The sequence below is a fragment of the Denitratisoma oestradiolicum genome, from assembly GCF_902813185.1.
GTDB lineage: Bacteria > Pseudomonadota > Gammaproteobacteria > Burkholderiales > Rhodocyclaceae > Denitratisoma > Denitratisoma oestradiolicum.
Map to the genome: position 1 here is coordinate 1,573,045 of NZ_LR778301.1, position 23,012 is coordinate 1,596,056.

Sequence of the window (23,012 nt, forward strand, 5' to 3'; positions counted from 1 at the left end):
GCTCGGCCATCTGGTCGGGCCGGCTTTTTTATTGTTGTTGATGTTGTGATGCATGGCGCGAATGGTCGCGCCTGTTGAGATGAAAGGAAGAACAGTGCTGACTGCGATCAAGAAGAGTTTTAGTTACGGCGCCCATACCGTCACCCTGGAGACCGGCGAAATCGCCCGTCAGGCCGGCGGTGCGGTGATGGTCAATATGGACGACACCGTGGTGTTGGCCTCCGTGGTGGGTGCGACGAAATCCAAGCCGGGCCAGGATTTCTTTCCCCTGACCGTCGATTATGTGGAAAAAACCTATGCGGCCGGCAAGATCCCCGGTGGCTTCTTCAAGCGCGAGGGGCGTCCCTCCGAGAAGGAGACCCTGACCTGCCGCCTGATCGACCGTCCGATTCGTCCCCTGTTCCCGGATGGTTTCTATAACGAGGTGCAGGTGGTCTGTACCGTCATGTCCTGCAATCCCGAGGTGGACCCGGACATCCCCGCCATGATCGGCGCTTCCGCCGCCCTGGCGATTTCCGGCCTGCCCTTCAATGGTCCCATCGGCGCTGCCCGTGTGGGCTACATCGATGGCCAGTACGTGCTGTGCCCCACCAAGACCCAACTGGCCAGCGCCCAACTCGACCTGGTGGTGGCCGGTACCGCCGCCGCCGTGTTGATGGTGGAATCCGAAGCCAAGCAGCTTTCCGAGGATGTGATGCTGGGCGCCGTGGTCTTCGGCCATGAGCAGATGCAGGCCGCCATCAATGCCATCAACGAACTGGTGGAACAGGCCGGCAAGCCCGAGTGGGACTGGCAGCCGGCCGCCAAGGACGAGGCCCTGATCGCCCGCATCAATGAGTTGGCCGAAGCCGATATGCGCGAAGCCTATCGCATCACCAGCAAGCAGGCCCGCACCCAGAAGACCCGCGAGATCGCCGCCAAGGTGACCGCAGCCCTGTGTGTTGAAGGTGGTCCTGATGCCAACACCGTCGGCAACCTGCTGTTCGAACTGGAGGCCCACATCGTGCGCAGCCAGATCCTCAACGGCGAGCCCCGCATCGACGGCCGTGACACCCGTACCGTGCGTCCCATCGCCATCCGCTCCGGCGTGCTGCCCCGTACCCATGGCTCCTCCCTGTTCACCCGGGGCGAGACCCAGGCCCTGGTGGTCGCCACCCTGGGTACCGGCCGTGACGAGCAGATCATCGATGCCTTGCAGGGCGAGTACCGGGAGCGCTTCATGCTCCACTACAACATGCCTCCCTATGCCACCGGCGAGTGCGGCCGCGTTGGCTCTCCCAAGCGTCGCGAGATCGGCCACGGCCGCCTGGCCAAGCGTGCCCTCGTCGCCGTGCTGCCCAGCGCCGAGGAATTCGCCTACTCCATGCGCGTGGTTTCCGAGATCACCGAGTCCAACGGTTCCTCCTCCATGGCTTCCGTCTGCGGCGGCTCCCTGGCCCTGATGGACGCTGGTGTGCCCCTCAAGGCCCATGTGGCCGGCATCGCCATGGGCCTGATCAAGGACGGCAACCGTTTCGCGGTGCTGACCGACATCCTCGGTGACGAGGATCATCTGGGTGACATGGACTTCAAGGTGGCCGGTACCGAAAACGGCATCACCGCCTTGCAGATGGACATCAAGATTCAGGGCATTACCAAGGAAATCATGCAAGTGGCCCTGGCCCAGGCCAAGGAGGCTCGTCTGCATATCCTGACGCAGATGCAGCAGTCCATGTCCGGCGCCCGGGAGGATGTCTCTGCCTATGCGCCCCGCATGATCACCATGAAGATCAACCCGGAGAAGATCCGCGACGTGATCGGCAAGGGCGGCGCCACCATTCGCGGCCTGACCGAGGAAACCGGCTGCGTCATCGACATCCAGGACGACGGCAGCATCACGATTTCCTCCGTCAATGCCGACGCGGCCCAGGTGGCCAAGAAGCGCATCGAGGACATCACCGCGGAAGTGGAAGTGGGCAAGGTGTACGAAGGCACCGTGCTGCGCCTGCTGGACTTCGGCGCCATCGTCCAAGTGCTGCCCGGCAAGGACGGCCTGCTGCACATTTCCCAGATCGCCAACGAGCGGGTCAATGCCGTGGCCGACTACCTCAAGGAAGGCCAGGTGGTGAAGGTCAAAGTCATTGAGACCGATGACAAGGGCCGGGTCCGCTTGTCCATGAAGGCGGTGGGTTCCGAAACGGCGCCGGCGGCCGAAGCTGCCCAGTAAGGCAGGGCGTTTCACTCCTGAGCAAAAAAGGACGCTCATGGCGTCCTTTTTTGTGCACTGTTGGCGTTCGCCCCGGCGGGCCCCAATAAAAAAGCGCCCGAAGGCGCTTTTTTATTGGGGTCCTCGCTCGCCGTTCGCTTCTTACTTGGCGACCTGCTTTTCCCGGAGTTCCTCCAGGGTTTTGCAATCGATGCAGAGGGTCGCCGTGGGGCGGGCCTCCAGACGCTTGAGGCCGATCTCGACGCCGCAACTGTCGCAATAGCCGTAATCGCCGTTCTCGATCAGTGCCAGGGACTCGTCGATCTTTTTGATCAGTTTCCGTTCCCGGTCCCGGTTGCGCAGTTCTAGGGCAATGTCGGATTCCTGGCTGGCCCGGTCATTGGGGTCGGCGAACACCGTGGCTTCATCCTGCATGGTGTGCACAGTGCGTTCGATATCGTCCTGCAGCTCCTCCTTCAGCGCTTTCAGAATCTCGCGGAAGTGACTGAGCTGCTTGGCGTTCATGTATTCCTCGCCCTTCTTTGCGGCGTAGGGAGGGAACTGTTTTTTGTGCAGCAAATCTTCGGCCATTGTCTGGGTCCGTTGGTGCTCGAAAAATGAAGGCGCCTTTATAAACGAATACCAGGCCCTTCGCAAGGTGAAAATAGCCGCTCCGGCGAGCGGCCATCCGGTTCAGATTTGCTCGGCTTCCATCTCGATGGCGCCGCAGGGACATTCTGCCACGCACAGGCCGCAGCCCTTGCAGTAATCGTAGTTGAAACGGAAGCGTTGCCCTGGGCCAAGTTTGATCACCGCATTGTCGGGGCAGACGCCGTAGCAGTTGTCGCACTCGAAACAGTTGCCGCAGGACAGGCAGCGGCGGGCCTCGAAAAGGGCGTTGTCCTCGGTGAGTCCTCCCTTCACTTCCTCGAAGTTGCTCTGGCGTCGGGCTGCATCGAGCGTGGGGCGTTCCTGGTGGGGAGCGTCGGTGTAATACCAGGTATTGATGTGATCGAAACTGGCCGGGGCATGTTTGGCCGGGGCGAGGTAGCGGGTGCCGTTCAGCCAGGCATCGATGTGGCGCGCTGCCTTCTTGCCATGGCCCACGGCCACGGTGACGGTGCGCTCCGAGGGCACCATGTCGCCCCCGGCGAAGATGCCCGGATGGCCGGTCATCATGTCTTTGCTCACCTGCACCACCCCGTCCTTGATCTCCAGCCCCGGCACACCTTGCAGCAAGGAGAGGTCTACGTCCTGACCCAGGGCCAGCACCAGGGAATCGGCCTCGATGGTTTCGAATTCGCCGGTAGGCTGGGGAAAGCCGCTGGCGTCCAGTTCCATCCTTTCCACCGTCAATGAGCCTTCGTCGGCTCGCTTGATGGTGGACAGCCACTTGATCATCACGCCTTCCTGCAAGGCTTCCTCCACCTCGAAGTCGTGGGCCGGCATGCGGTCCCGGGTGCGGCGATAGACGATGATGGCCTCGGTGGCGCCCAGGCGCCGGGCGGTGCGGGCGGCATCGATGGCGGTGTTGCCGCCGCCATAGACCACCACCTTGCGGCCCAGCAGGGGCTTTTCGCCCCCTTCCATGGAGCGTAGCAGGGATACGGCGTCCATGATCCGGGCCGCATCGCCGGCCGGGATGAAGGCCCGCTTGCCGATATGGGCGCCCACGGCGAGGAAAGCGGCATCGAAGGCGCCCGTCTCCATGCTGTCGGTGATGCGCTCGACCTTGGTGCCGAGACGGAGCGCCACGCCCAGGTCCAGGATGCGCTGAACCTCGGCTTCCAGCACTTCACGGGGCAGGCGGTACTTGGGAATGCCAAAGCGCATCATGCCGCCCGCCAGGGGGCCGGCCTCGTGAATCTCCACCTGATGGCCCATCCGAGCCAGGTGATAGGCCGCCGATAGGCCCGAGGGGCCGGCGCCCACCACCAGCACCCGCTTGCCGCTCTGGCGGGCGGGTTTGGCGAAGGCCCAGCCCTGTTTGATGGCCTCGTCGCCGAGGAAGCGCTCCACGGCGTTGATGCCCACCGCTTCATCCAGCTTGCCCCGGTTGCAGGCGCCCTGGCAGGGGTGGTAGCAGACCCGGCCCATGATGGCGGGCAGGGGGTTGTCTTCGCTGAGTACACGCCAGGCCGCTTCGTAATCGCCGCTTTCGGCATGGAACAGCCAAGCCTGGATATTCTCGCCCGCCGGGCAGGCGGCATTGCAGGGGGGCAAGCGATCCACGTAGACCGGCCGGGAGGTGCGCCATGAACCGGTATGGTTGGCCAGGCTGGAGCCGACGTCGAGAGTGATGGCAAAGGGCTTATCCATGGCGAAACTCTCTGGAGCGGGTTGCAATCGCAGGCGCTTTCATTGGACTTCCTCGGTCAGCCGGTAGCGGCGGATATTGCGGTCGGCCAGGGCTTGCAGGCGAGCGATGACCTCGGTGCGCGGTTGGGGAGAGAACAGATGGGCATAGCGTTTCTGGGGGCGCAGATAGTCTTCCACCGGCAGGGGCTTGCGGATATTGAGGGAAGCGATGATCTCTCCACCCTCCGCCTCGAACACCGGGAACAGTCCGGTTTCCTTTGCCAGCCGTGCGATGCGGATGGTGTCGTGGGAGGCAGTGCCCCAGCCCAGGGGGCAGGGCACCAGGATGTGGATATAACGAGCGCCGCGGATTTCCATGGCTCGGCGCACCTTGGTTTCCAGGTCTCGCAGGTCGGCCACGGTGGCGGTGGCCACATAGGGAATCTCGTGAGCCATGGCGATGGCCGGCACGAACTTGCCTTGGCCGAAGACATTGCCCGGTTCCATACCCATGGCTGCAGTGGTGGAGGTGCGGGCCGCAGGTGGCGTGGCGGAGGAGCGTTGTACGCCGGTGTTCATGTAGCCCTGGTTGTCGTAACAGATATAGAGCACGTCGTCGTTGCGCTCGAACATGCCCGACAGGCAGCCAAAGCCGATGTCCGTGGTGCCTCCGTCACCGCCCTGGGCCACCACTCGCACTGCCTTGCCCTTTGCCTTCATGGCGGCGGCGATGCCGGTGGCTACGGCGGCGGTGTTGCCGAACAGGGAATGGATCCAGGGCATCTGCCAGGAGGTTTCCGGGTAGGGCGTGGAAAAGACTTCCAGGCAGCCCGTGGCGTTGGCGGCCACCATCTGCCCCGAGGTGGCCTCCATGGCGGCATCAATGGCATAGCGGGCGCCCAAAGCTTCACCGCAGCCCTGGCAGGCCCGGTGGCCGGAATTGATGGAATTGAAGCGCTTGTCGCTGGACTGGACGCTACGCTGCCCGAGTTCCAGCAGGCGGTTGCCGACGGTGAAGGTGCCGGTCTGGTAGAACTTGACGGGTTGGAATGCCACCACAGTTCTCCTTCTTAGTAGTTGCGAGCCGCGACGACGCCGACGTCCCGCAGCAGGTTTTCAGCGACGGGACCGGAGCGGCGCATCTTTCGTTCCCGCTCCAGTTGTCGGTTTACGATGGCCTGATCCATATCCAGAAAGGTCAAATGCTCCAGGGCATCCTGTTGTGCCTGGCGGAACAGCCTGTGCAGGGACTTCTTGGTGATGGCCCGTCCCCCCAGGCCGGCGATGACCGTATAGCCGTGGAGTTGCAGGCCGGAAAGCGCCATGCGCACGTCGGTGGAAAGGATTCCGCCGATACCGACCGCCAGGCTCTTTTCCAGTACCACCACGCGCCGGGCGCCTTGCAGGGCATCGCGCACCGCTTCCAGGGGGAAGGGCCGATAACTGCCTATGCCCAGCACACCGATGGCATGGCCCTCGGCCCGCATCTCATCAACGGTGTCCTTGATGGTACCCAGTACCGAGCCCATGGCAACGACGACGGTTTCCGCATCCTCGAGGCGATAGGGACGTACCAGTCCGCCGCTGTCCCGGCCGAATATCTCGCGGAAGGCAGCGGCATACTCGGGGATGTACTCCAGCGCCTGCATCTGTTTGGCATGGGCCAGGTAGCGCACTTCCATGAAGGCTTCCGGTCCCACCATGGCGCCGATGGTCACCGGCTCGGCTGGATCCAGCACCTGGCGCGGCGCATAGGGGGGGAGATAGGCGTCCACCTGGGCTTGTGTGGGCATGTCCACCCGTTCGTAGGCATGGGTCAGGATGAAACCGTCCATGCAGACCATCACCGGCATGGACAGCTCCTCCGCCAGGCGGAAGGCCTGGATATGCAGGTCCAGGGCCTCCTGATTCGTTTCGGCGAAGAGTTGCAGCCAGCCGGAATCCCGCTGGGAGAGGGAGTCGGAGTGGTCGTTCCAGATGTTGATGGGGGCGCCGATGGCCCGGTTGGCGACAGTCATGACGATGGGCAGGCCCAGGCCCGAGGCGTTGTACACCGCCTCCACCATGTAGAGCAGGCCCTGGCTGGCGGTGGCGGTGTAGGCGCGGGCGCCGGCGGCGGAAGCGCCGATGGCCACGGACATGGCGGCGAATTCCGATTCCACGTTGACGAACTCGCAGGGCTGGAGCTCGCCGGTCTTCACGAGTTCGCCGAGGGCCTCGACGATATGGGTCTGGGGCGAGATCGGGTAGGCGCAGATCACCTCGGGCCGGCACAGGGCCACGGCCTCGGCCACGGCGCGGGAGCCTTCCATCTGCTTAAGCATGACTGGATTCCTTTTGTTTTGCAGCGGCCATTTCGGCCCGGACGATTTCAAAGGCTTCGCTGGCGGCGGCGATGTTGCCGTTGGCGATCCTGGCCGGAAAGCGGTCCCGGATGGCCTTGATCACCGAGTCAAGTTGGATCAACCCGGACAGCGCGGCGAAGCCCCCCAACAGGGGTACGTTGGGCATGGGGCGCCCCAGGTGTTTCTGGGAAAGTTCGGTGGCGGGCACGGTGCACAGGCGCTCCGGTTGCAAGTCCCGGACGAAGTCCGTGAGTCCCAGGGCCTCGAAGCTGCGGCTGGTGTTGATCAGGATGTAGCCGTCCTTTCTCAGCCCGGCGAAGACATCCACCTGGTGCAGCAGGGTGGGGTCCTGGATGATCAGGGCATCAGGTTCCATGATCGGTTCCCGCAGGCGGATTTCCCGGTCGTCGATGCGGCAGAAGGCCACTACCGGCGCTCCGGTGCGTTCCGAACCAAAACTGGGAAAGGCCTGGGCATGCCGGCCTTCATCGAAGGCGGCGACGGAGAGCATTTCGGTGGCGGTCACCACCCCCTGTCCTCCCCGGCCATGAATGCGTACCTGGAACATGAAGTCTGCCTCCTTATCTTCATTTTGGACCGTAGTTTACGCGCCTTGCCGATATCGGCATCTTTCGTTAGTATATTCCATAATGCGGTTTTGTATCCCGCATTGTGGAATATGCTGAATCGACTGAATTACCCTTCAGCCATGGTTTAAGCTTGATACGAACAGCCTGCCATCCGCAGGTCATGACAACTCTCACAAGGAGGAGATGATGAGTTCCCTGCCATCCCTGTTGGCGTCCGGAGACGTCGATCCCCAGGAAACCCGAGAATGGCTGGACGCCCTGGAAGCCGTGATCGAACAGGTGGGGCCTGAGCGCGCCCATTACCTGATCGAGCGCCTGATCGACGTGGCCCATCGCACCGGCATCAATCTGCCCTATAGCGCCACCACCGAATACATCAACACCATTCCCCCGGATCGGCAGATCACCGCCCCCGGGGATTACGCCATCGAGAACCGCATTCGCGCCTATGTGCGCTGGAACGCCCTGGCCATGGTGTTGCGGGCCAACCAGGATGACTCGGGTCTGGGAGGGCATATCGCCAGCTTCGCCTCCGCCGCCACCCTGTTCGACGTGGGCTACAACCACTTCTGGCATTCCATCGACTCGCCCCAGGGCAGCGATCTGGTGTTCGTCCAGGGCCACTCGGCTCCCGGCGTCTATGCCCGGGCCTTCATGCTGGGCGGCCTGACCGAGGATCAGCTCAACAACTTCCGGCGAGAGGTGGATGGCAAGGGCCTGTCCTCCTATCCCCATCCCTGGCTGATGCCGGACTTCTGGCAATTTCCCACCGTTTCCATGGGGCTGGGGCCCTTGCAGGCTATCTATCAGGCCCGTTTCATGAAGTATCTCCAGGACCGGGGCCTGTCCCAGACCGAGGGACGCAAGGTATGGGCCTTCATGGGGGACGGCGAGATGGACGAGCCCGAGTCCATGGGCGCCATCGGCATGGCCGGGCGGGAGAAGCTGGACAATCTGGTGTTCGTGGTGAATTGCAATCTGCAACGCCTGGACGGTCCGGTACGGGGCAATGGCAAGATCATCCAGGAACTGGAATCGGATTTCCGCGGCGCCGGCTGGAATGTGATCAAGGTGATCTGGGGCAGCTACTGGGACCCGTTGCTGGCCCAGGACAAGACGGGCCTCCTGCGCCAGCGCATGATGGAGTGCGTGGATGGCGACTACCAAACTTTCAAGTCCAGGGACGGCGCCTATGTGCGCCAGCATTTCTTCGGCAAGTACCCGGAACTGGCGAAGATGGTCGCCAACTGGAGCGACGAGGACATCTGGCGCCTGAACCGGGGCGGTCACGATCCCCACAAGGTCCATGCCGCCTACCATGCTGCAGTCAATCACAAGGGGCAACCCACGGTGATTCTGGCCAAGACCATCAAGGGCTACGGCATGGGGGAATCCGGGGAAGCCCAGAACATCACCCATCAACAAAAGAAGATGGGCACCGTCTCCATCAAGGCATTCCGCGACCGCTTCAAGCTGCCGATCAAGGACGATGAGTTGGAGAGCCTGCCTTTCCTCAAGTTCGAGGAGGGTTCGCCAGAACTCAACTATATGCGGGAGCGTCGCCAGGCCCTGGGCGGTTTTCTGGCCAAGCGCCGGCGGGCCGTGGAGCCCCTGCCGGTGCCGCCCCTGTCGGCTTTCGAGGCCCAGTTGAAGGGGGGGGGCGAAGGCCGGGAATTTTCCACCACCATGGCCTTCGTCCGGATACTGAATGTGTTGTTGAAGGACAAACTGATCGGCAAGCGGGTGGTGCCCATCGTAGTGGACGAGTCCCGCACCTTCGGCATGGAGGGCCTGTTTCGGCAGATCGGCATCTGGAATCAGGAGGGGCAGAAATACGTGCCCCAGGACGCCGATCAATTGATGTTCTACAAGGAATCCAAGACCGGCCAGATCCTCCAGGAAGGCATCAACGAGGCCGGTGCCATGGCCAGTTGGATGGCCGCCGCCACCTCCTACTCGAATCATGACGTGCAGATGATTCCCTTCTACGTCTTCTACTCCATGTTCGGTTTCCAGCGCTTCGGCGACCTGGCCTGGGCTGCCGGAGACTCCCGTGCCCGGGGCTTCCTGGTGGGTGGCACGTCGGGGCGCACCACCCTCAACGGCGAGGGCCTGCAACACGAGGACGGCCATAGCCAGATTCTGGCAGCGACGGTGCCCAACTGCATGGCCTACGACCCCACCTTTGCCTACGAGGTGGCGGTGATCATCCAGGATGGCCTGCACCGTATGGTGGCGGAACAGCAGGATGTCTATTACTACCTGACGGTGTTGAACGAGAACTACGAGCACCCGGCCATGCCCGAGGGCGCGGCACCGGATATCATCAAAGGCATGTACCAGTTCAGGAAGGGTGCGGCCTCCAACGGTCCCCGGGTCCAGTTGTTGGGCTCGGGCTCCATCTTCCGGGAGGCCATCGCAGCCGCCGAGCTGCTGCGATCCGATTGGGGCGTGGAGTCCGATCTGTGGGGCTGTCCCTCCTTCAACGAACTGGCTCGGGACGGTCAGGACTGCGCTCGCTGGAACCTGCTCCATCCCAAGGGCGAGCAGCGAGTGCCTCATGTCAGCGCCTGTCTGGCCGATAGCCGGGGGCCGGTGATTGCCGCCACCGACTACATGAAGCTCTATGCCGAACAGATTCGCGCCTTCGTGCCACGCAACTATCGGGTACTGGGCACCGACGGCTTCGGCCGTTCGGACACCCGGGAGAAGCTGCGCCATTTCTTCGAGGTGGACCGCCACTGGATTACCCTGGCGGCCCTGCGTGCCCTGGCTGACGAGGGCGCCCTCAAGGCCGGTGTGGTGGCTGAGGCCATCGCCAAGTATGGCCTCGATACGGACAAACCCAATCCATTGAAGGTGTAAGCCATGGCCACGCTGACGGAAGTGAAAGTGCCGGATATTGGCGATTTCGATGCGATTCCGGTGATCGAAATCCACGTCAAGGCTGGCGATGCGGTCAAGGCCGAGGACAGCCTGATCACCCTGGAGTCCGACAAGGCCACCATGGATGTGCCGGCGCCGGCCGCCGGGGTAGTGAAGGAAGTGAAGGTCGCCCTGGGCGACAAGGTCTCCCAGGGCAGCGTGATCCTGCTGCTGGAGGCAGTTGGGGCGGTCTCGGTTATTTCGGTACCTGCGGCTGCCGCGCCTTCGGTACCCACTGTCGCTGCCGAAGTGGCGAATTTTCCGCCGCCAGCAACGGTCGATGTCAGCGACGACGAACTCAGTCGCTTCCGGCCGGGCGAGGTGGAACCCATTCAGCCTCCTGCCCCCAGCCACGTGCCCACGCCGGGGCAGATGGCTGCCGAGATGATGGGCGGCCACAAAGCCCATGCCAGTCCTTCGGTGCGGGCCTATGCCCGGGAGCTGGGGGTCGAGGTGGGCCGGCTCACCGGCAGCGGTCCCAAGGGACGCATCCTGCGGGAGGACGTGCAGCGTTATGTGAAGGGCTTGTTGAGTGGCGCCGCCCAGCCGGGTGCAGTCGTGGCTCCCGCCGCAGCGGGTGGCGTGCTCAATCTGCTGCCCTGGCCCCAGGTGGACTTCGCCAAGTTCGGCCCGGTGGAGAGCCAACCCCTCTCTCGGATCAAGAAAATTTCGGGCGCCAATCTGGCCCGCAATTGGGCCATGATTCCTCATGTCACCCAGTTCGACGAGGCGGATATCACCGACCTGGAGGCCTTCCGGGTGCAGATGAACAAGGAGAACGAAAAGGGCGGTGGTGCCAAATTGACCATGCTGGCCTTTCTGCTCAAGGCCTGCGTCGTCGCTCTGAAGAAATTTCCCGAGTTCAATGCCTCCCTGGACGGCGACAATCTGGTGCTGAAACAATATTTCCACATCGGCTTCGCCGCCGACACGCCCAACGGGCTGATGGTGCCGGTGATACGGAACGTGGACCAGAAGAGCGTGCTGGATCTGGCCGTCGAGATGGCGGTCCTGGCGAAGAAGGCACGGGAGGGCAAGCTGGCTCCGGCCGAGATGCAGGGGGGATGCTTTTCCATCTCCAGCCTCGGGGGCATCGGCGGCACCGCCTTTACGCCCATCATCAACGCGCCGGAAGTGGCCATTCTGGGTGTTTCGAAATCCGAGACCAAGCCCCGCTGGAATGGCCGGGAATTCGAACCCCGGCTGATGCTGCCCCTGTCCCTGTCCTACGACCACCGGGTCATCGACGGGGCGGCGGCGGCCCGCTTTACCAGCTACCTGGCCCAGTTGCTGGCCGACCTGAGGAGGTCCCTGCTGTGACCACGATTACCGTTGTTCGCAAGGGCGATGAGGTGGCCATTGCCTCCGATTCCATGACCACTTTCGGCGATACCCGGCTGGGCCGTTCCTACAAGGGTGATCACGACAAGATTCTGTATCTGGCCGGTTCCTGGATCGGGATCTGCGGCAGTTCTGCCCACCATCTGGTGCTGGCGTCCGCCATGGCCCAGTTGCAGGAGCCCCGTCTGGGCTCCCGGATGGAGGTCTATGAGACCTTTCGCCGGCTCCATCCCATCCTCAAGGAGCATGCCTACCTGAATCCCAAGGAGGATGAGGACGACCCCTACGAGTCCTCCCAGATCACCGCCCTGATCGCCAATGAGACCGGTCTCTATGGTGTCTTTTCCCTGCGGGAGGTATTCGAGTTCGATCGCTTCTGGGGCATAGGCTCTGGCCGCAATTTCGCCCTGGGGGCCATGTATTCGGCCTACGAGGGGGACGGCACGGCTTCCCAGATTGCTGCCCTGGGGGTGATGGCCGGCATCGAGTTTGATACCGCTTCGGGGGGGCCTGTGATCATTCACTCGGTCAAGCTGGCCCGAGCCGAAGCGTAATCCGACGAAGGAAAAACCACATGAGCCAGACCATCGAAGTGGGCGTACCGGATATCGGCGATTTCAATGACATCCCGGTGATCGAGATCCATGTCCGGGTTGGCGATACCGTGGCCGCCGAGGACAGTCTGATCACCCTGGAGTCGGACAAGGCGACCATGGACGTGCCGGCACCCGCGGCGGGCGTGGTCAAGGAGGTAAGGGTCAAGGTCGGCGACAAGGTGTCGGAGGGGTCTCTCATCGTTTTGCTGGAGGCGTCTGCGACAGCCTCGACGCCACTTCTCACCCCTAGCCCCGCAAGCGGGCGAGGGGAACTTCCAGCCGCCCCTGCGCCTTCGGCTTGGGTCGGGAATGCCGACCTGGACTGCGAACTGCTGGTCCTCGGCGGCGGTCCCGGCGGTTATTCGGCGGCGTTTCGCGCCGCCGATCTGGGGCTGGATACCGTGCTGGTGGAACGCTATGGCACCCTGGGCGGGGTCTGCCTGAACGTGGGCTGCATTCCCTCCAAGGCACTGCTTCATGTGGCGGCGGTGATTGACGAAGCGGCCCATGCCAGCGCCCTGGGCGTCAGCTTTGGCGCCCCCCAGGTGGATATCGATGCCTTGCGCGCCCACAAGGAAAAGGTGATCGGCAAGCTCACCACGGGCCTCGCCGGCATGGCCAAGGCGCGCAAGGTGCGCACGGTGCGGGGTGTCGGCCAGTTTGTGGACGCCCATCATCTGCAAGTGGAACTGACAAAGGGCAGCGGTACCGAGCGCAATGGCGAGAGGCAGGTGATCCGCTTCAAACAGTGCATCATCGCCGCCGGTTCCCAGGCCGTGCATCTGCCCTTTCTGCCTGAGGATCCGCGCATCGTCGATTCCACCGGAGCCCTGGCGCTGCGCAGCCGGCCCGAGCGGATGCTGGTGATCGGCGGCGGCATCATCGGTCTGGAGATGGCCACGGTGTATGCCTCCCTGGGTGCGAAGATCGATGTGGTGGAAATGCTCGATGGCCTGATGCAGGGGCCGGATCGGGACCTGGTCAAGATCTGGGAAAAGCAGAATGCCGGTCGCTTCGCCAAGGTGATGCTGAAGATTCGTACCAGCTCAGTGGAAGCGAGAGAAGATGGACTCTGGGTCAAGTTCGAGGGTGAGCATGCGCCGGCGGAGGCCCAGCGTTACGACCTGATCCTTCAGGCTGCCGGTCGTGTTCCCAATGGCGCAAAACTGGGGGCCGAGCAGGCTGGCGTGGCCGTGGGCGAGCGGGGCTTCATTGCCGTGGATAGCCAGATGCGGACCAACGTACCCCACATCTTCGCCATCGGCGACATCGTGGGTCAGCCCATGCTGGCCCACAAGGCGGTGCACGAAGCTCATGTGGCGGCAGAGGCTGCCGCCGGGCAGAAGAGCCATTTCGATGCCACGGTGATTCCCGGCGTGGCCTATACCCATCCGGAAGTGGCCTGGGTGGGCCTGGGTGAGGATGAAGCGAAGCAGGCCGGCCGTGCCATCGAGGTCGCCCGCTTCCCCTGGGCGGCCTCGGGTCGTGCCATCGCCAATGGTGCCGACTACGGGGTGACCAAGCTGGTGTTCGATAAGGAAAGTCATCGCATCATCGGCGGCGGCATCGTCGGTCCCGGTGCCGGCGACATGATCGGCGAGGTGGCCCTGGCCATCGAGATGGGAGCCGATGCCCTGGATATCGGCAGGACCATCCATCCCCATCCGACCCTGGGGGAGACCATCGGCCTGGCGGCGGAAGTCGCCCATGGCAGCTGCACGGATTTGCCTCCATCCCGGAAGAAGTAGACACTCTGCCCCTTTCATCATCTGTACGAAGGGGGGCAGCATGCTGAGCTTGCAGGAAATTTCCGACCGGATGGAAATACAGCAGTTGATGGTGGATTACTCCGAGGCCATCGATCGCAAGGATTACGATGCCCTGGACCAGGTATTCACTCCGGATGCCTACATCGATTACCGTGCCATGGGGGGGATCGATGGTCCCTATCCCGTGGTCAAGGCCTGGTTATCGGGAGCTCTGGCGAACTTTCCCCATCACCAGCACATTCTTGGCAACATATCCATCAAGGTGGCGGGGGACACCGCCACCAGTCGGGCCATCTGCTTCAATCCCATGGACATGGCCCTGCCTGACGGAAAGCGCCAGGTGATGTTCTTCGGCCTTTGGTACGTGGATGCCTTCGTGCGCACTCCCGGCGGCTGGCGCATGAACCGGCGGGTGGAGGAGCGTTGCTACGACTTCAATGTTCCCGAGGGTGTGGGCAGCGGTAGCTGATCCTCAACCCGGTTTGAGCTGGTCGCGGAACTGCTGGCGCAGTTTGGCTACCTTGGGTTCCACCACGAACTGGCAATAGCCCTGGTGGGGATTGCGGGCGAAATAATCCTGGTGATAGTCCTCCGCCGGCCAGAAGCGGGGTGCGGGCAGGATTTGAGTGACGATGGGGGCAGGCCAGATTCCGTTCCCATCGAGTTCCGTGATCAAGACCCGTGCGATCGCTTCCTGGGAAGCATCATGGGTGAAAATCACCGAACGATACTGACTACCCACGTCATTGCCCTGTCGGTTCGACGTGGTGGGGTCGTGGATGGCGAAAAAGGCCAGGAGCAGGGTGCGATAGTCGAGGGTTGCGGAGTCGAACCGGATCTGCACCACTTCCGCATGGCCGCTTTCCCCTGTGCAGATGGCTTGGTAATCGGGATTTGCCAGGTTGCCGCCGCAATAGCCTGAAATGGCCGAGACAACACCGTCCAGTTGCACCAGGGCTGCCTCCACGCACCAGAAGCAACCGCCGCCGAGTGTGGCTGTTTCTATCATGGTCTATGTTCCTGACAGGGGATGCCGATTATTATGCTCAACGATAGCGGTGGGTTGTGAATCGGGTGACCGCCGGCCCAGTTTAATGCGGTGCCATGGCAGCGGCGATGGTGCAGCGGAGGTTTTTCATGTCCCACGAGCTGTTCGACAAGCATCTGGAGATGTTCCGCAAGGCCATGGCCGCAGTGGAGAACCGGGTCTTCTGGTCGCCCTATCCGGAAAATCCGGCTGCCTACGGGGAGGGCGCGGTGGAGGAGGGGATGCAGGCCTTCGAGGCCTACCGCGATGCCTCTTTCTATCTGGACCAGCCCGGGGTGGTGGGCCGGGCCGGTAGCGAGGTCTCCCCTTTCGGCTTGCCCTTGAATGTTTCCTATCCGGTCTGCAATTCGGATGCCCTGTTGCTGGCGGGGCGGAATGCCATGTCCACCTGGGTCAAGGCGGGGCCGGATGTGCGAGTGGGCGTCTGTCTGGAACTTTTGTCCCGACTCAAGGGGCATGGGATGGAAATCGCTTTTGCCGCGATGCATACCACGGGCCAGCCTTTTCCCTTGGCTTTCCAGTTTTCCTTCGCCCACGCCCTGGATCGAGGGCTGGAAGCCACCGTCTGCGCCTACCGGGAAATGAAACAGGTGCCCTCCAGTACAGTCTGGGAAAAACCTCAGGGTGGCGGCAAGCCGCCTCTGCGCCTGGAAAAACGCTATACGGTCCTGCCCCGGGGCGTTTCCCTGGTGGTGGCTGGCGCCACCTCTCCCACCTGGAACAGCTTTCCAGCGATTTTCGCCAGTCTGGCCACGGGTAACCCGGTGATTGTCAAACCCCATTCGGCGGCGATCCTGCCCCTGGCCATCACGGTGGCCGTGGCCCGTATGACCTTGAAGGAAGCGGGGTTCGATCCCAATCTGGTCAGCCTGTTGGTGGATGACGAGACCGGCTCGGTGGCCAAGATCATGGCCCTCAATCCGGAAATGAGGATCATTGATTACACGGGTCATGCCGGCTTTGGTGAATGGCTGGAGGAAAATGCGCGCCATGCGGCAGTGTTTGCCCAGAAGGCGGGTCTGAATGTCGCTGTGGTGGACTCCACCGACGATTATCGCGGGTTGTTGCGCAACCTGACCCTCAGCCTCTGTCTCTACTCGGGGCAACTGGCGGGAACGCCCCGGGTCATCCTGGTTTCCCGTGAGGGTATCAGGACCCCTGACGGAGTGGTATCCAGCGAGCAGTTCGGCCACGATTTGTCGGCGGCCATGAGCAGGTTGCTGGAAGACCCGGAACGGGCCGGGGAAATCCTCGGGGCGGTCCAGTCCGACGCCATTCTGTCAGCGGTGGAGGCCATGGGGGATGGACTGGATGTCCTGCGCGAGGCCCGCAGTCTGTCCCTCTCCAAATGGCCCGAGGCCAGGGTCCGGACGCCGCTGTTGCTCCAGCTTCCGGCTTCGGACGTCCATCTGGTGGCGCCCGAACCATTCGGCCCCATCGCCTACGTGATGGAAGCCGCCACCACGGCGGAGAGCCTGGCGGTGGCCGAGCGGCTGATGGTGGATCATGGCGCTCTGACTTTCCTGGTGCACGCCACCAACAGCCACGTCCAGGATCTGGCGGGAGAGGTTTCCCTGCGGGCGGGAGTTCCCCTGTCCTTCAATCTGACAGGCAATGTCTTGGTCAATCAGCCAGCGGCCTATTCGGACTTCCACGGCGCTGGCGGCGCGAATCGTGCGGCTGACTGCAGTTTTGTGGATAGTGCCTTCGTCACCCGCCGCTTCTGCTTCATCCAGACCCAGCACCAGCGTGGTGTTTCCTAGGCCGGCTGTCCTGGCCGGGCCTCCGGCGGGGGGCCATTGCGTGCTATCATCTCGCGCTTATTTTGTCGCCTGAGTCCGGTGGCAAATATCCCCGGCACTCAGCCGGAGATCGCCGGGTCGGTTCGCCGGCCGCATTCATAACGCACTTCGATAGCAAGGAAGACGCATGAAGATCCATGAATATCAGGGCAAGGAAATCCTGAGAAAGTTCGGCGTGACCACGCCGCGCGGCAAGCCTGCCTTTTCCGTCGACGAGGCGGTCAAGGCCGCCGAGGAACTCGGCGGCAAGGTCTGGGTGGTGAAGGCCCAGATTCACGCCGGTGGCCGAGGCAAGGGCGGTGGCGTCAAGGTCGCCAAGTCCATGGATGAAGTCAGGCAGTACGCCAGCCAGATTCTGGGCATGCAGCTCATCACCCACCAGACCAGCGCCGCAGGTCAAAAGGTGAACCGTCTTCTGATCGAAGAGGGTGCTGACATCAAGAAGGAATACTACCTGGCCGTGTTGACCGACCGTGCCACCCAGAAAGTGGCCGTGATGGCCTCTTCGGAAGGCGGCATGGACATCGAGGAAGTGGCCCACGCCACCCCCGAGAAGATCCTCAAGGAATTTGCCGATCCCCTGGCCGGCCTGACCGACCAGCAGGCCGAGAACCTGGCCCGTGGCATTGGCGTGCCCGATGCCTCCCTGGCCATGGCCAAGGCCGAGATCCTCAAGCTCTATCAGTGCTACATGGAAACCGATGCCTCTCTGGCGGAAATCAATCCCCTGATCCTGGAAGGCAACGGCAACATCAAGGCCCTGGACGCCAAGTTCAACTTTGACTCCAATGCCCTCTATCGCCATCCCGAGATCGTCGCCTACCGCGACCTGGATGAAGAGGACGCCGACGAGATCGAGGCCTCCAAGTTCGATCTGGCCTACATCTCCCTGGACGGCAACATCGGCTGCCTGGTGAATGGTGCCGGTCTGGCCATGGCCACCATGGACACCATCAAGCTGTTCGGCGCCGAGCCGGCCAACTTCCTCGACGTGGGCGGCGGCGCCACCACGGAGAAGGTAACCGAAGCCTTCAAGATCATGCTCAAGAACCCCAAGGTCAAGGGCATCCTGGTCAATATCTTCGGCGGCATCATGAAGTGCGACACCATCGCCACCGGCGTGGTCACCGCAGCCAAGGAAACCCACCTTTCCGTGCCCCTGGTGGTGCGCATGAAGGGTACCAACGAAGACCTGGGCAAACAGATCCTGAAGGATTCCGGCCTGCCCATCATCTCCGCCGACACCATGGCCGAAGCGGCCTCCAAGATTGTCGCTGCGGTCAAGTAAGGAGTTTTTGAATGTCCATTCTGATCAACAAAGACACCAAGGTCATCACCCAGGGCATTACTGGCAAGACTGGCCAGTTCCACACCGAGAAGTGCCAGGAGTACGCCAACGGCAAGAACTGTTTCGTTGCCGGCGTGAACCCCAAGAAGGCCGGTGAGAAGATTTTCGACATCCCCATCTACGCCTCCGTCAAGGAAGCCGCCAAGGAAACCGGCGCCACCGTTTCCGTCATCTATGTGCCCCCCGCCGGCGCGGCCGATGCGATCTGGGAAGCCTGCGAAGCCGACCTGGACCTGGCCATCTGCATCACCGAGGGCATTCCCGTCCGCGACATGCTGATGGTGCGCAACAAGATGAAGCAGAAGGTCGCCAAGGGCGGCAAGGAAACCCTGCTGCTGGGCCCCAACTGCCCCGGTCTGATCACTCCAGATGAAATCAAGATCGGCATCATGCCCGGCCACATTCATCGCAAGGGTCGCATTGGCGTGGTTTCCCGCTCCGGCACCCTGACCTATGAAGCCGTGGCGCAACTGACCGAGATCGGTCTGGGCCAGTCCTCCGCCGTGGGCATCGGTGGCGACCCCATCAACGGTCTCAAGCACATCGATGTGATGCGCATGTTCAACGACGATCCCGACACCGACGCCGTGATCATGATCGGCGAGATCGGCGGTCCCGACGAAGCCGAGGCTGCCCTGTGGTGCAAAGCCAACATGAAGAAGCCCATCGTCGGATTCATCGCCGGTGTCACGGCGCCGGCCGGCAAGCGCATGGGCCATGCAGGCGCGCTGATCTCCGGTGGTGCCGACACTGCCGATGCCAAGCTTTCCGTCATGGAAGAGTGTGGCTTCAAGGTGACCCGCAACCCGTCGGAAATGGCCAAGCTGTTGAAGGCCATGCTGTAAGCGGACTGTTGCTTTGCCCCAAAGCCCGCCGGTTTTCCGGCGGGCTTTTTACGTTTTGGGCCCGACAAAAGACAGAAAAGTCTTTTCTGGATAAAAGTGGAGTGAAACGGTAGGTTTTCCCCGTGGATGGCTATAATTCCCCCTTGTTCTCCATGGAGATATGCAAGTGTTCGGACGGTTGCGAGAAGACATCGCCAGTGTGGTTGAGCGCGATCCGGCGGCACGCTCGGTGTGGGAAGTTCTGACCTGCTACCCGGGTGTCCATGCGTTGATGGTACATCGTCTGGCCCATGGGCTATGGACGCGACGCTTTTTCTGGCTGGGACGCTTCATCTCCCAGTTCGGCCGCTGGCTGACGGGTATCGAGATCCATCCCGGCGCCACCATCGGCCACCGGGTTTTCATCGACCATGGCATGGGCGTGGTGATAGGCGAGACCGCCGAGGTGGGGGACGATTGCACCATCTATCAGGGCGTTACCCTGGGGGGCACCTCCCTTTATCGGGGGGCCAAGCGCCATCCCACCCTGGGCAAGGGTGTGGTGATCGGGGCCGGGGCTCAGGTACTGGGTGGGTTTACCGTTGGTGATGGCGCCAAGGTGGGTTCCAATGCGGTGGTGGTGAAACCGGTGCCGGCCGGGGCCACGGCCGTGGGCAATCCGGCCCGGGTTATCGAGGCTGGGAGCCGGGATGAGGTCAGGGAGGCCAAGGCCCAGGCCATGGGTTTTTCCGCCTATGGAGTTACCTCCAATGCCGACGACCCCCTGGCCCGGGCCATTCACGGCTTGCTGGACCATGCCGTGGAAACTGACCGCCGCATCGCATTGCTGCTCGATTATCTGGCTCGGGCGGGAGTCTCCATCAGCGACGAGGTGGCTACCGCCGATAAGTTCGATCCCGGATATCTTTCAAAAATAGTTGACTGAAAAGATCGGAATAAATAAAGTCGACTTTGCGCATCAACTATTATCAACCCCCAGAGACAAGCAGAGGTGTTCCATGAGATTGACAACCAAAGGACGTTTCGCTGTAACCGCGATGATCGATTTGGCGCTGCGCCAGCATGAAGGTCCGGTGACCCTGGCCGGGATCAGTGAGCGACAGAAGATTTCCCTATCCTACCTGGAGCAGTTGTTTGGCAAACTACGCCGCCACAAGCTGGTGACCAGTGTCCGTGGTCCTGGTGGCGGCTACTGCCTGGCCCGGGAGATGGATAGCATCTCCGTCGCCGACGTGATCCGGGCCGTGGATGAGGTGCTGGATGCCACCCAATGTGGTGGGCGGGGCGACTGCATCAATAACAAGCCCTGCATGACCCACAATCTGTGGACCAACCTGAACCGCAAGATGTACGACTATCTGGCCAGCGTCACCCTGGAGTCCCTGGTGCAGGAGCAACGGGGTGAGACTGGCGTGGTTGCGGCCGTGATGCAGGACCAACGGCCCGCCCGTCGCGTGACCCGCCGGACTGAAATCCGCGTCGCCGCCTGAACCCCGGATTGGAACCCGTGTTCGAACCCGTCTACATGGATCACAACGCCACCACTCCGGTCGCCCCGGCGGTGATGGATGCCATGGCCCCGTATTTTTCGTCCTGCTATGGCAACCCGTCGAGCCGCCATGAATATGGCCGCGGGGCGCTCAAGGCCATGGATGAGGCCCGGCAGCGGGTGGCGGAGACCTTGGGGGCACACCCCACGGAGCTGGTGTTTACCAGCGGCGGAACGGAGAGCAACAATCTTTTCCTGAAGGGTGCCGCCCTGGCCATGAAGCCCGGCCTGATGGCCATTTCTGCCATGGAACATCCCAGCCTGCGGGAGCCTGCCCGGCAACTGGCCCGCCAGGGCTGGCGCCGGAGGGAATTGGCGGTGGATGGAAACGGCCGGGTGGATAAGTCTGATTTTTCCAGCGCCCTGGAAGACCGGCCCGCCCTGACCTCGGTGATGCTGGTGAACAACGAAACCGGGGTGATTCAGGACGTGCCGGCCCTGGCCGATCAGGCCCGCGCCATCCGCACCTGGTTTCATACCGATGCGGTGCAGGCCCTGGGCCGGCTACCCCTGAACTTTCGCCAACTGAACGGTGCCGGGGTCCATGCCATGACCGTATCGGCCCACAAGATTCATGGTCCCAAAGGCATCGGTGCCCTGGTGGTGGACAAGCGATTGGAACTGTCGCCCCTGATCGTCGGCGGCGGGCAGGAGCGAGGCTTGCGCTGCGGCACCGAGAACGTGGCGGCGATGGTGGGTTTCGGCATCGCCTGCGAACTGGCGGTGGCCGATATGGAACTCAGGAACCAGCGTCTGGGCTTTCTGCGGGATCAACTGGTGGAAGGTCTGGTGGCGCTGGGAGCACGGGTCTTCGGACGGGCTGCGGAAAGAGTATCGAACACCGTATATTTCGCCATTCCCGACCTGGATGGCGAGACCCTGGTGGGTCGCCTGGACCGGGCCGGCTACGCGGTGGGCAGCGGTACCGCCTGCTCCAGCGCCAGCCATGAGCCGTCGGCGACCCTGCTGGCCATGGGAGTGAGTCCCGAACTGGCCAGGGGCGCGGTGCGGATCAGTCTGGGCGGCGCCAATACGGAGGCCCAGGTCCTGGGTTTCCTGGCGGCCCTGGCGGCCCTGAAAGAACAACTGTTGAACCTGACGGCCATCTCCGCTTGAGGCGGCCGCAATCTGATGGAGTGATGAAATGCTGAAGTTCCCGATCTATCTTGACTACTCGGCCACCACGCCGGTGGATCCCCGGGTTGCCGAGAAGATGATTCCCTACCTGACCGAAAAATTCGGCAACCCCGCTTCCCGTTCCCACGCCTATGGCTGGGAGACCGAAAAGGCCGTGGAAGAGGCCAGGGAACAGGTGGCTGCTCTGGTCAATGCTGACCCCAAGGACATCATCTGGACTTCGGGGGCGACGGAGTCCAACAACCTGGCGATCAAGGGAGCGGCCCATTTCTACGGCGCCACCAAGGGCAAGCACATCGTCACCGTGGCCACGGAACACAAGGCCGTGCTCGATACCGTGAAGGAACTGGAACGCCTGGGTTTCGAGGCCACCTACCTGCAACCCGGCGAGGACGGACTGGTCACCCTGGATCAGTTCCGCCAGGCCCTGCGTCCCGATACCGTGCTGGCCTCGGTAATGCTGGTGAACAACGAGATCGGGGTGATCCAGCCCATTGCCGAACTGGGCGAGATCTGCCGCGAGAAGGGCGTGATCTTCCATGTGGACGCGGCCCAGGCTACGGGCAAGATGCCCATCGACCTGCAAGCCCTGAAGGTGGATTTGATGTCCTTCTCGGCCCACAAAACCTATGGCCCCAAGGGCATTGGCGCCCTCTATGTCCGGCGCAAGCCCCGCATTCGCCTGGAAGCCCAGATGCACGGCGGCGGCCATGAGCGGGGCCTGCGCTCCGGCACCCTGGCCCCCCATCAGATCGTCGGCATGGGCGAGGCTTTTCGCCTGGCGCGGGAGGAAATGGCCACCGAGAACGAGCGCGTCCGCACCCTGCGGGACCGTTTGCTGAAAGGCCTGCAGACCATTGAGGAGGTCTATGTGAATGGTGATCTGGAACAACGGGTGGCCCACAATCTGAACATCAGCTTCAATTACGTGGAAGGCGAATCCCTGATCATGGCCATCAAGGATGTGGCCGTGTCCTCGGGTTCCGCCTGCACCTCGGCTTCCCTGGAGCCTTCCTATGTGCTGCGGGCCCTGGGCCGCTCCGACGAACTGGCCCACAGTTCCATCCGTTTCAGCCTGGGCCGCTTCACCACGGAAGAGGAAATCGACTACACCGTGAAGCTGCTTCAGGACAAACTGGCCAAGCTGCGGGAGCTTTCGCCCCTGTGGGAAATGTACAAGGACGGCATTGACCTCAATACAGTTCAATGGGCTGCCCACTGATTCAAGGAGAAA

General features: G+C 62.5%; 19 protein-coding genes. 13 read left to right on the forward strand and 6 right to left on the reverse strand.

The window, feature by feature from the left end; genetic code table 11:
- The first annotated feature begins 79 nt into the window (after window positions 1-79).
- Window positions 80-2,206 carry a polyribonucleotide nucleotidyltransferase gene (gene pnp, locus DENOEST_RS07235; protein WP_197970550.1) on the forward strand — a complete coding sequence of 709 codons (2,127 nt, stop codon included), beginning with the start codon at window positions 80-82 and terminating at the stop codon, window positions 2,204-2,206.
- Window positions 2,207-2,347: 141 nt separating this feature from the next.
- Here pnp and dksA read toward each other — a convergent pair whose 3' ends face one another.
- From dksA to DENOEST_RS07260, 5 genes are all read right to left on the reverse strand, one after another.
- Complete coding sequence (gene dksA, locus DENOEST_RS07240) at window positions 2,348-2,776, reverse strand: RNA polymerase-binding protein DksA (protein ID WP_145769784.1); 429 nt, start codon at window positions 2,774-2,776, stop codon at window positions 2,348-2,350.
- 102 nt (window positions 2,777-2,878) lie between these two features.
- Window positions 2,879-4,504 carry an NAD(P)-binding protein gene (locus DENOEST_RS07245; RefSeq protein WP_145769785.1) on the reverse strand — a complete coding sequence of 542 codons (1,626 nt, stop codon included), beginning with the start codon at window positions 4,502-4,504 and terminating at the stop codon, window positions 2,879-2,881.
- Between the two features lie 39 nt (window positions 4,505-4,543).
- Window positions 4,544-5,539 carry a thiamine pyrophosphate-dependent enzyme gene (locus DENOEST_RS07250; protein WP_145769786.1) on the reverse strand — a complete coding sequence of 332 codons (996 nt, stop codon included), beginning with the start codon at window positions 5,537-5,539 and terminating at the stop codon, window positions 4,544-4,546.
- Window positions 5,540-5,553: 14 nt separating this feature from the next.
- Window positions 5,554-6,807, reverse strand: a complete 1,254-nt coding sequence (porA, locus tag DENOEST_RS07255; RefSeq protein WP_145769787.1) for a pyruvate ferredoxin oxidoreductase — start codon at window positions 6,805-6,807, stop codon at window positions 5,554-5,556.
- A complete protein-coding gene (locus tag DENOEST_RS07260; RefSeq protein WP_145769788.1) occupies window positions 6,800-7,396 on the reverse strand; it encodes a 2-oxoacid:acceptor oxidoreductase family protein in 597 nt (198 codons plus the stop codon). Before DENOEST_RS07260 ends, porA begins: the two co-directional genes overlap by 8 nt.
- A 208-nt stretch (window positions 7,397-7,604) precedes the next feature.
- On the opposite strand from DENOEST_RS07260, the gene aceE reads away from it, so the two are divergent.
- From aceE to DENOEST_RS07285, 5 genes are read left to right on the forward strand one after another with little or no spacing between them, the layout of a single operon-like run.
- A complete protein-coding gene (gene aceE / locus DENOEST_RS07265) occupies window positions 7,605-10,283 on the forward strand; it encodes a pyruvate dehydrogenase (acetyl-transferring), homodimeric type (protein WP_145769861.1) in 2,679 nt (892 codons plus the stop codon).
- Window positions 10,284-10,286: 3 nt separating this feature from the next.
- Window positions 10,287-11,663 carry a dihydrolipoyllysine-residue acetyltransferase gene (aceF, locus tag DENOEST_RS07270; protein ID WP_145769789.1) on the forward strand — a complete coding sequence of 459 codons (1,377 nt, stop codon included), beginning with the start codon at window positions 10,287-10,289 and terminating at the stop codon, window positions 11,661-11,663.
- Window positions 11,660-12,238, forward strand: a complete 579-nt coding sequence (locus DENOEST_RS07275) for an Ntn hydrolase family protein (RefSeq protein WP_145769790.1) — start codon at window positions 11,660-11,662, stop codon at window positions 12,236-12,238. Before aceF ends, DENOEST_RS07275 begins: the two co-directional genes overlap by 4 nt.
- A 20-nt stretch (window positions 12,239-12,258) precedes the next feature.
- Complete coding sequence (gene lpdA / locus DENOEST_RS07280) at window positions 12,259-14,028, forward strand: dihydrolipoyl dehydrogenase (RefSeq protein WP_145769791.1); 1,770 nt, start codon at window positions 12,259-12,261, stop codon at window positions 14,026-14,028.
- Between the two features lie 40 nt (window positions 14,029-14,068).
- Window positions 14,069-14,518 carry a nuclear transport factor 2 family protein gene (locus DENOEST_RS07285; protein ID WP_145769792.1) on the forward strand — a complete coding sequence of 150 codons (450 nt, stop codon included), beginning with the start codon at window positions 14,069-14,071 and terminating at the stop codon, window positions 14,516-14,518.
- A 3-nt stretch (window positions 14,519-14,521) separates the two neighbouring features.
- On the opposite strand, the gene msrA is transcribed toward DENOEST_RS07285, so the two are convergent.
- Entirely contained in the window at window positions 14,522-15,058 is a 537-nt protein-coding gene (msrA, locus tag DENOEST_RS07290; protein ID WP_145769793.1) for a peptide-methionine (S)-S-oxide reductase MsrA, read from the reverse strand.
- Between the two features lie 128 nt (window positions 15,059-15,186).
- Between msrA and paaN the strand changes: the two genes are divergently transcribed.
- From paaN to DENOEST_RS07325, 7 genes are all read left to right on the forward strand, one after another.
- Window positions 15,187-16,860 carry a phenylacetic acid degradation protein PaaN gene (gene paaN, locus DENOEST_RS07295; protein WP_145769794.1) on the forward strand — a complete coding sequence of 558 codons (1,674 nt, stop codon included), beginning with the start codon at window positions 15,187-15,189 and terminating at the stop codon, window positions 16,858-16,860.
- Between the two features lie 166 nt (window positions 16,861-17,026).
- Window positions 17,027-18,187, forward strand: coding sequence for an ADP-forming succinate--CoA ligase subunit beta (gene sucC / locus DENOEST_RS07300; protein ID WP_145769795.1), 1,161 nt, complete (start codon window positions 17,027-17,029; stop codon window positions 18,185-18,187).
- A gap of 11 nt (window positions 18,188-18,198) precedes the next feature.
- On the forward strand, window positions 18,199-19,092 hold the full coding sequence (gene sucD, locus DENOEST_RS07305; protein WP_145769796.1) for a succinate--CoA ligase subunit alpha: 894 nt from the start codon (window positions 18,199-18,201) through the stop codon (window positions 19,090-19,092).
- A gap of 166 nt (window positions 19,093-19,258) precedes the next feature.
- Window positions 19,259-20,017, forward strand: a complete 759-nt coding sequence (gene cysE / locus DENOEST_RS07310) for a serine O-acetyltransferase (protein ID WP_145769797.1) — start codon at window positions 19,259-19,261, stop codon at window positions 20,015-20,017.
- Window positions 20,018-20,090: 73 nt separating this feature from the next.
- Entirely contained in the window at window positions 20,091-20,582 is a 492-nt protein-coding gene (gene iscR / locus DENOEST_RS07315) for a Fe-S cluster assembly transcriptional regulator IscR (RefSeq protein ID WP_145769798.1), read from the forward strand.
- Window positions 20,583-20,599: 17 nt separating this feature from the next.
- The gene (locus DENOEST_RS07320; RefSeq protein WP_145769799.1) at window positions 20,600-21,757 is read left to right on the forward strand and encodes a cysteine desulfurase family protein; all 1,158 of its coding nucleotides are present in this window, start codon (window positions 20,600-20,602) and stop codon (window positions 21,755-21,757) included.
- Window positions 21,758-21,785: 28 nt separating this feature from the next.
- Window positions 21,786-23,000: an IscS subfamily cysteine desulfurase gene (locus DENOEST_RS07325; RefSeq protein WP_145769800.1), complete on the forward strand. Its 1,215-nt coding sequence runs from the start codon at window positions 21,786-21,788 to the stop codon at window positions 22,998-23,000.
- The last annotated feature ends 12 nt before the right edge of the window (window positions 23,001-23,012 follow it).

Excerpts from the sequence above, each read along its gene's own strand:
- dksA (WP_145769784.1), bottom strand. The coding sequence starts at position 2,776 with ATGGCCGAAGATTTGCTGCACAAAAAACAGTTCCCTCCCTACGCCGCA.
- sucC (WP_145769795.1), top strand. The coding sequence starts at position 17,027 with ATGAAGATCCATGAATATCAGGGCAAGGAAATCCTGAGAAAGTTCGGC.
- DENOEST_RS07325 (WP_145769800.1), top strand. The coding sequence starts at position 21,786 with ATGCTGAAGTTCCCGATCTATCTTGACTACTCGGCCACCACGCCGGTG.
- sucD (WP_145769796.1), top strand. The coding sequence starts at position 18,199 with ATGTCCATTCTGATCAACAAAGACACCAAGGTCATCACCCAGGGCATT.
- paaN (WP_145769794.1), top strand. The coding sequence starts at position 15,187 with ATGTCCCACGAGCTGTTCGACAAGCATCTGGAGATGTTCCGCAAGGCC.
- porA (WP_145769787.1), bottom strand. The coding sequence starts at position 6,807 with ATGCTTAAGCAGATGGAAGGCTCCCGCGCCGTGGCCGAGGCCGTGGCC.
- msrA (WP_145769793.1), bottom strand. The coding sequence starts at position 15,058 with ATGATAGAAACAGCCACACTCGGCGGCGGTTGCTTCTGGTGCGTGGAG.
- DENOEST_RS07285 (WP_145769792.1), top strand. The coding sequence starts at position 14,069 with ATGCTGAGCTTGCAGGAAATTTCCGACCGGATGGAAATACAGCAGTTG.
- DENOEST_RS07245 (WP_145769785.1), bottom strand. The coding sequence starts at position 4,504 with ATGGATAAGCCCTTTGCCATCACTCTCGACGTCGGCTCCAGCCTGGCC.
- lpdA (WP_145769791.1), top strand. The coding sequence starts at position 12,259 with ATGAGCCAGACCATCGAAGTGGGCGTACCGGATATCGGCGATTTCAAT.
- aceF (WP_145769789.1), top strand. The coding sequence starts at position 10,287 with ATGGCCACGCTGACGGAAGTGAAAGTGCCGGATATTGGCGATTTCGAT.
- pnp (WP_197970550.1), top strand. The coding sequence starts at position 80 with ATGAAAGGAAGAACAGTGCTGACTGCGATCAAGAAGAGTTTTAGTTAC.
- DENOEST_RS07260 (WP_145769788.1), bottom strand. The coding sequence starts at position 7,396 with ATGTTCCAGGTACGCATTCATGGCCGGGGAGGACAGGGGGTGGTGACC.
- iscR (WP_145769798.1), top strand. The coding sequence starts at position 20,091 with ATGAGATTGACAACCAAAGGACGTTTCGCTGTAACCGCGATGATCGAT.
- aceE (WP_145769861.1), top strand. The coding sequence starts at position 7,605 with ATGAGTTCCCTGCCATCCCTGTTGGCGTCCGGAGACGTCGATCCCCAG.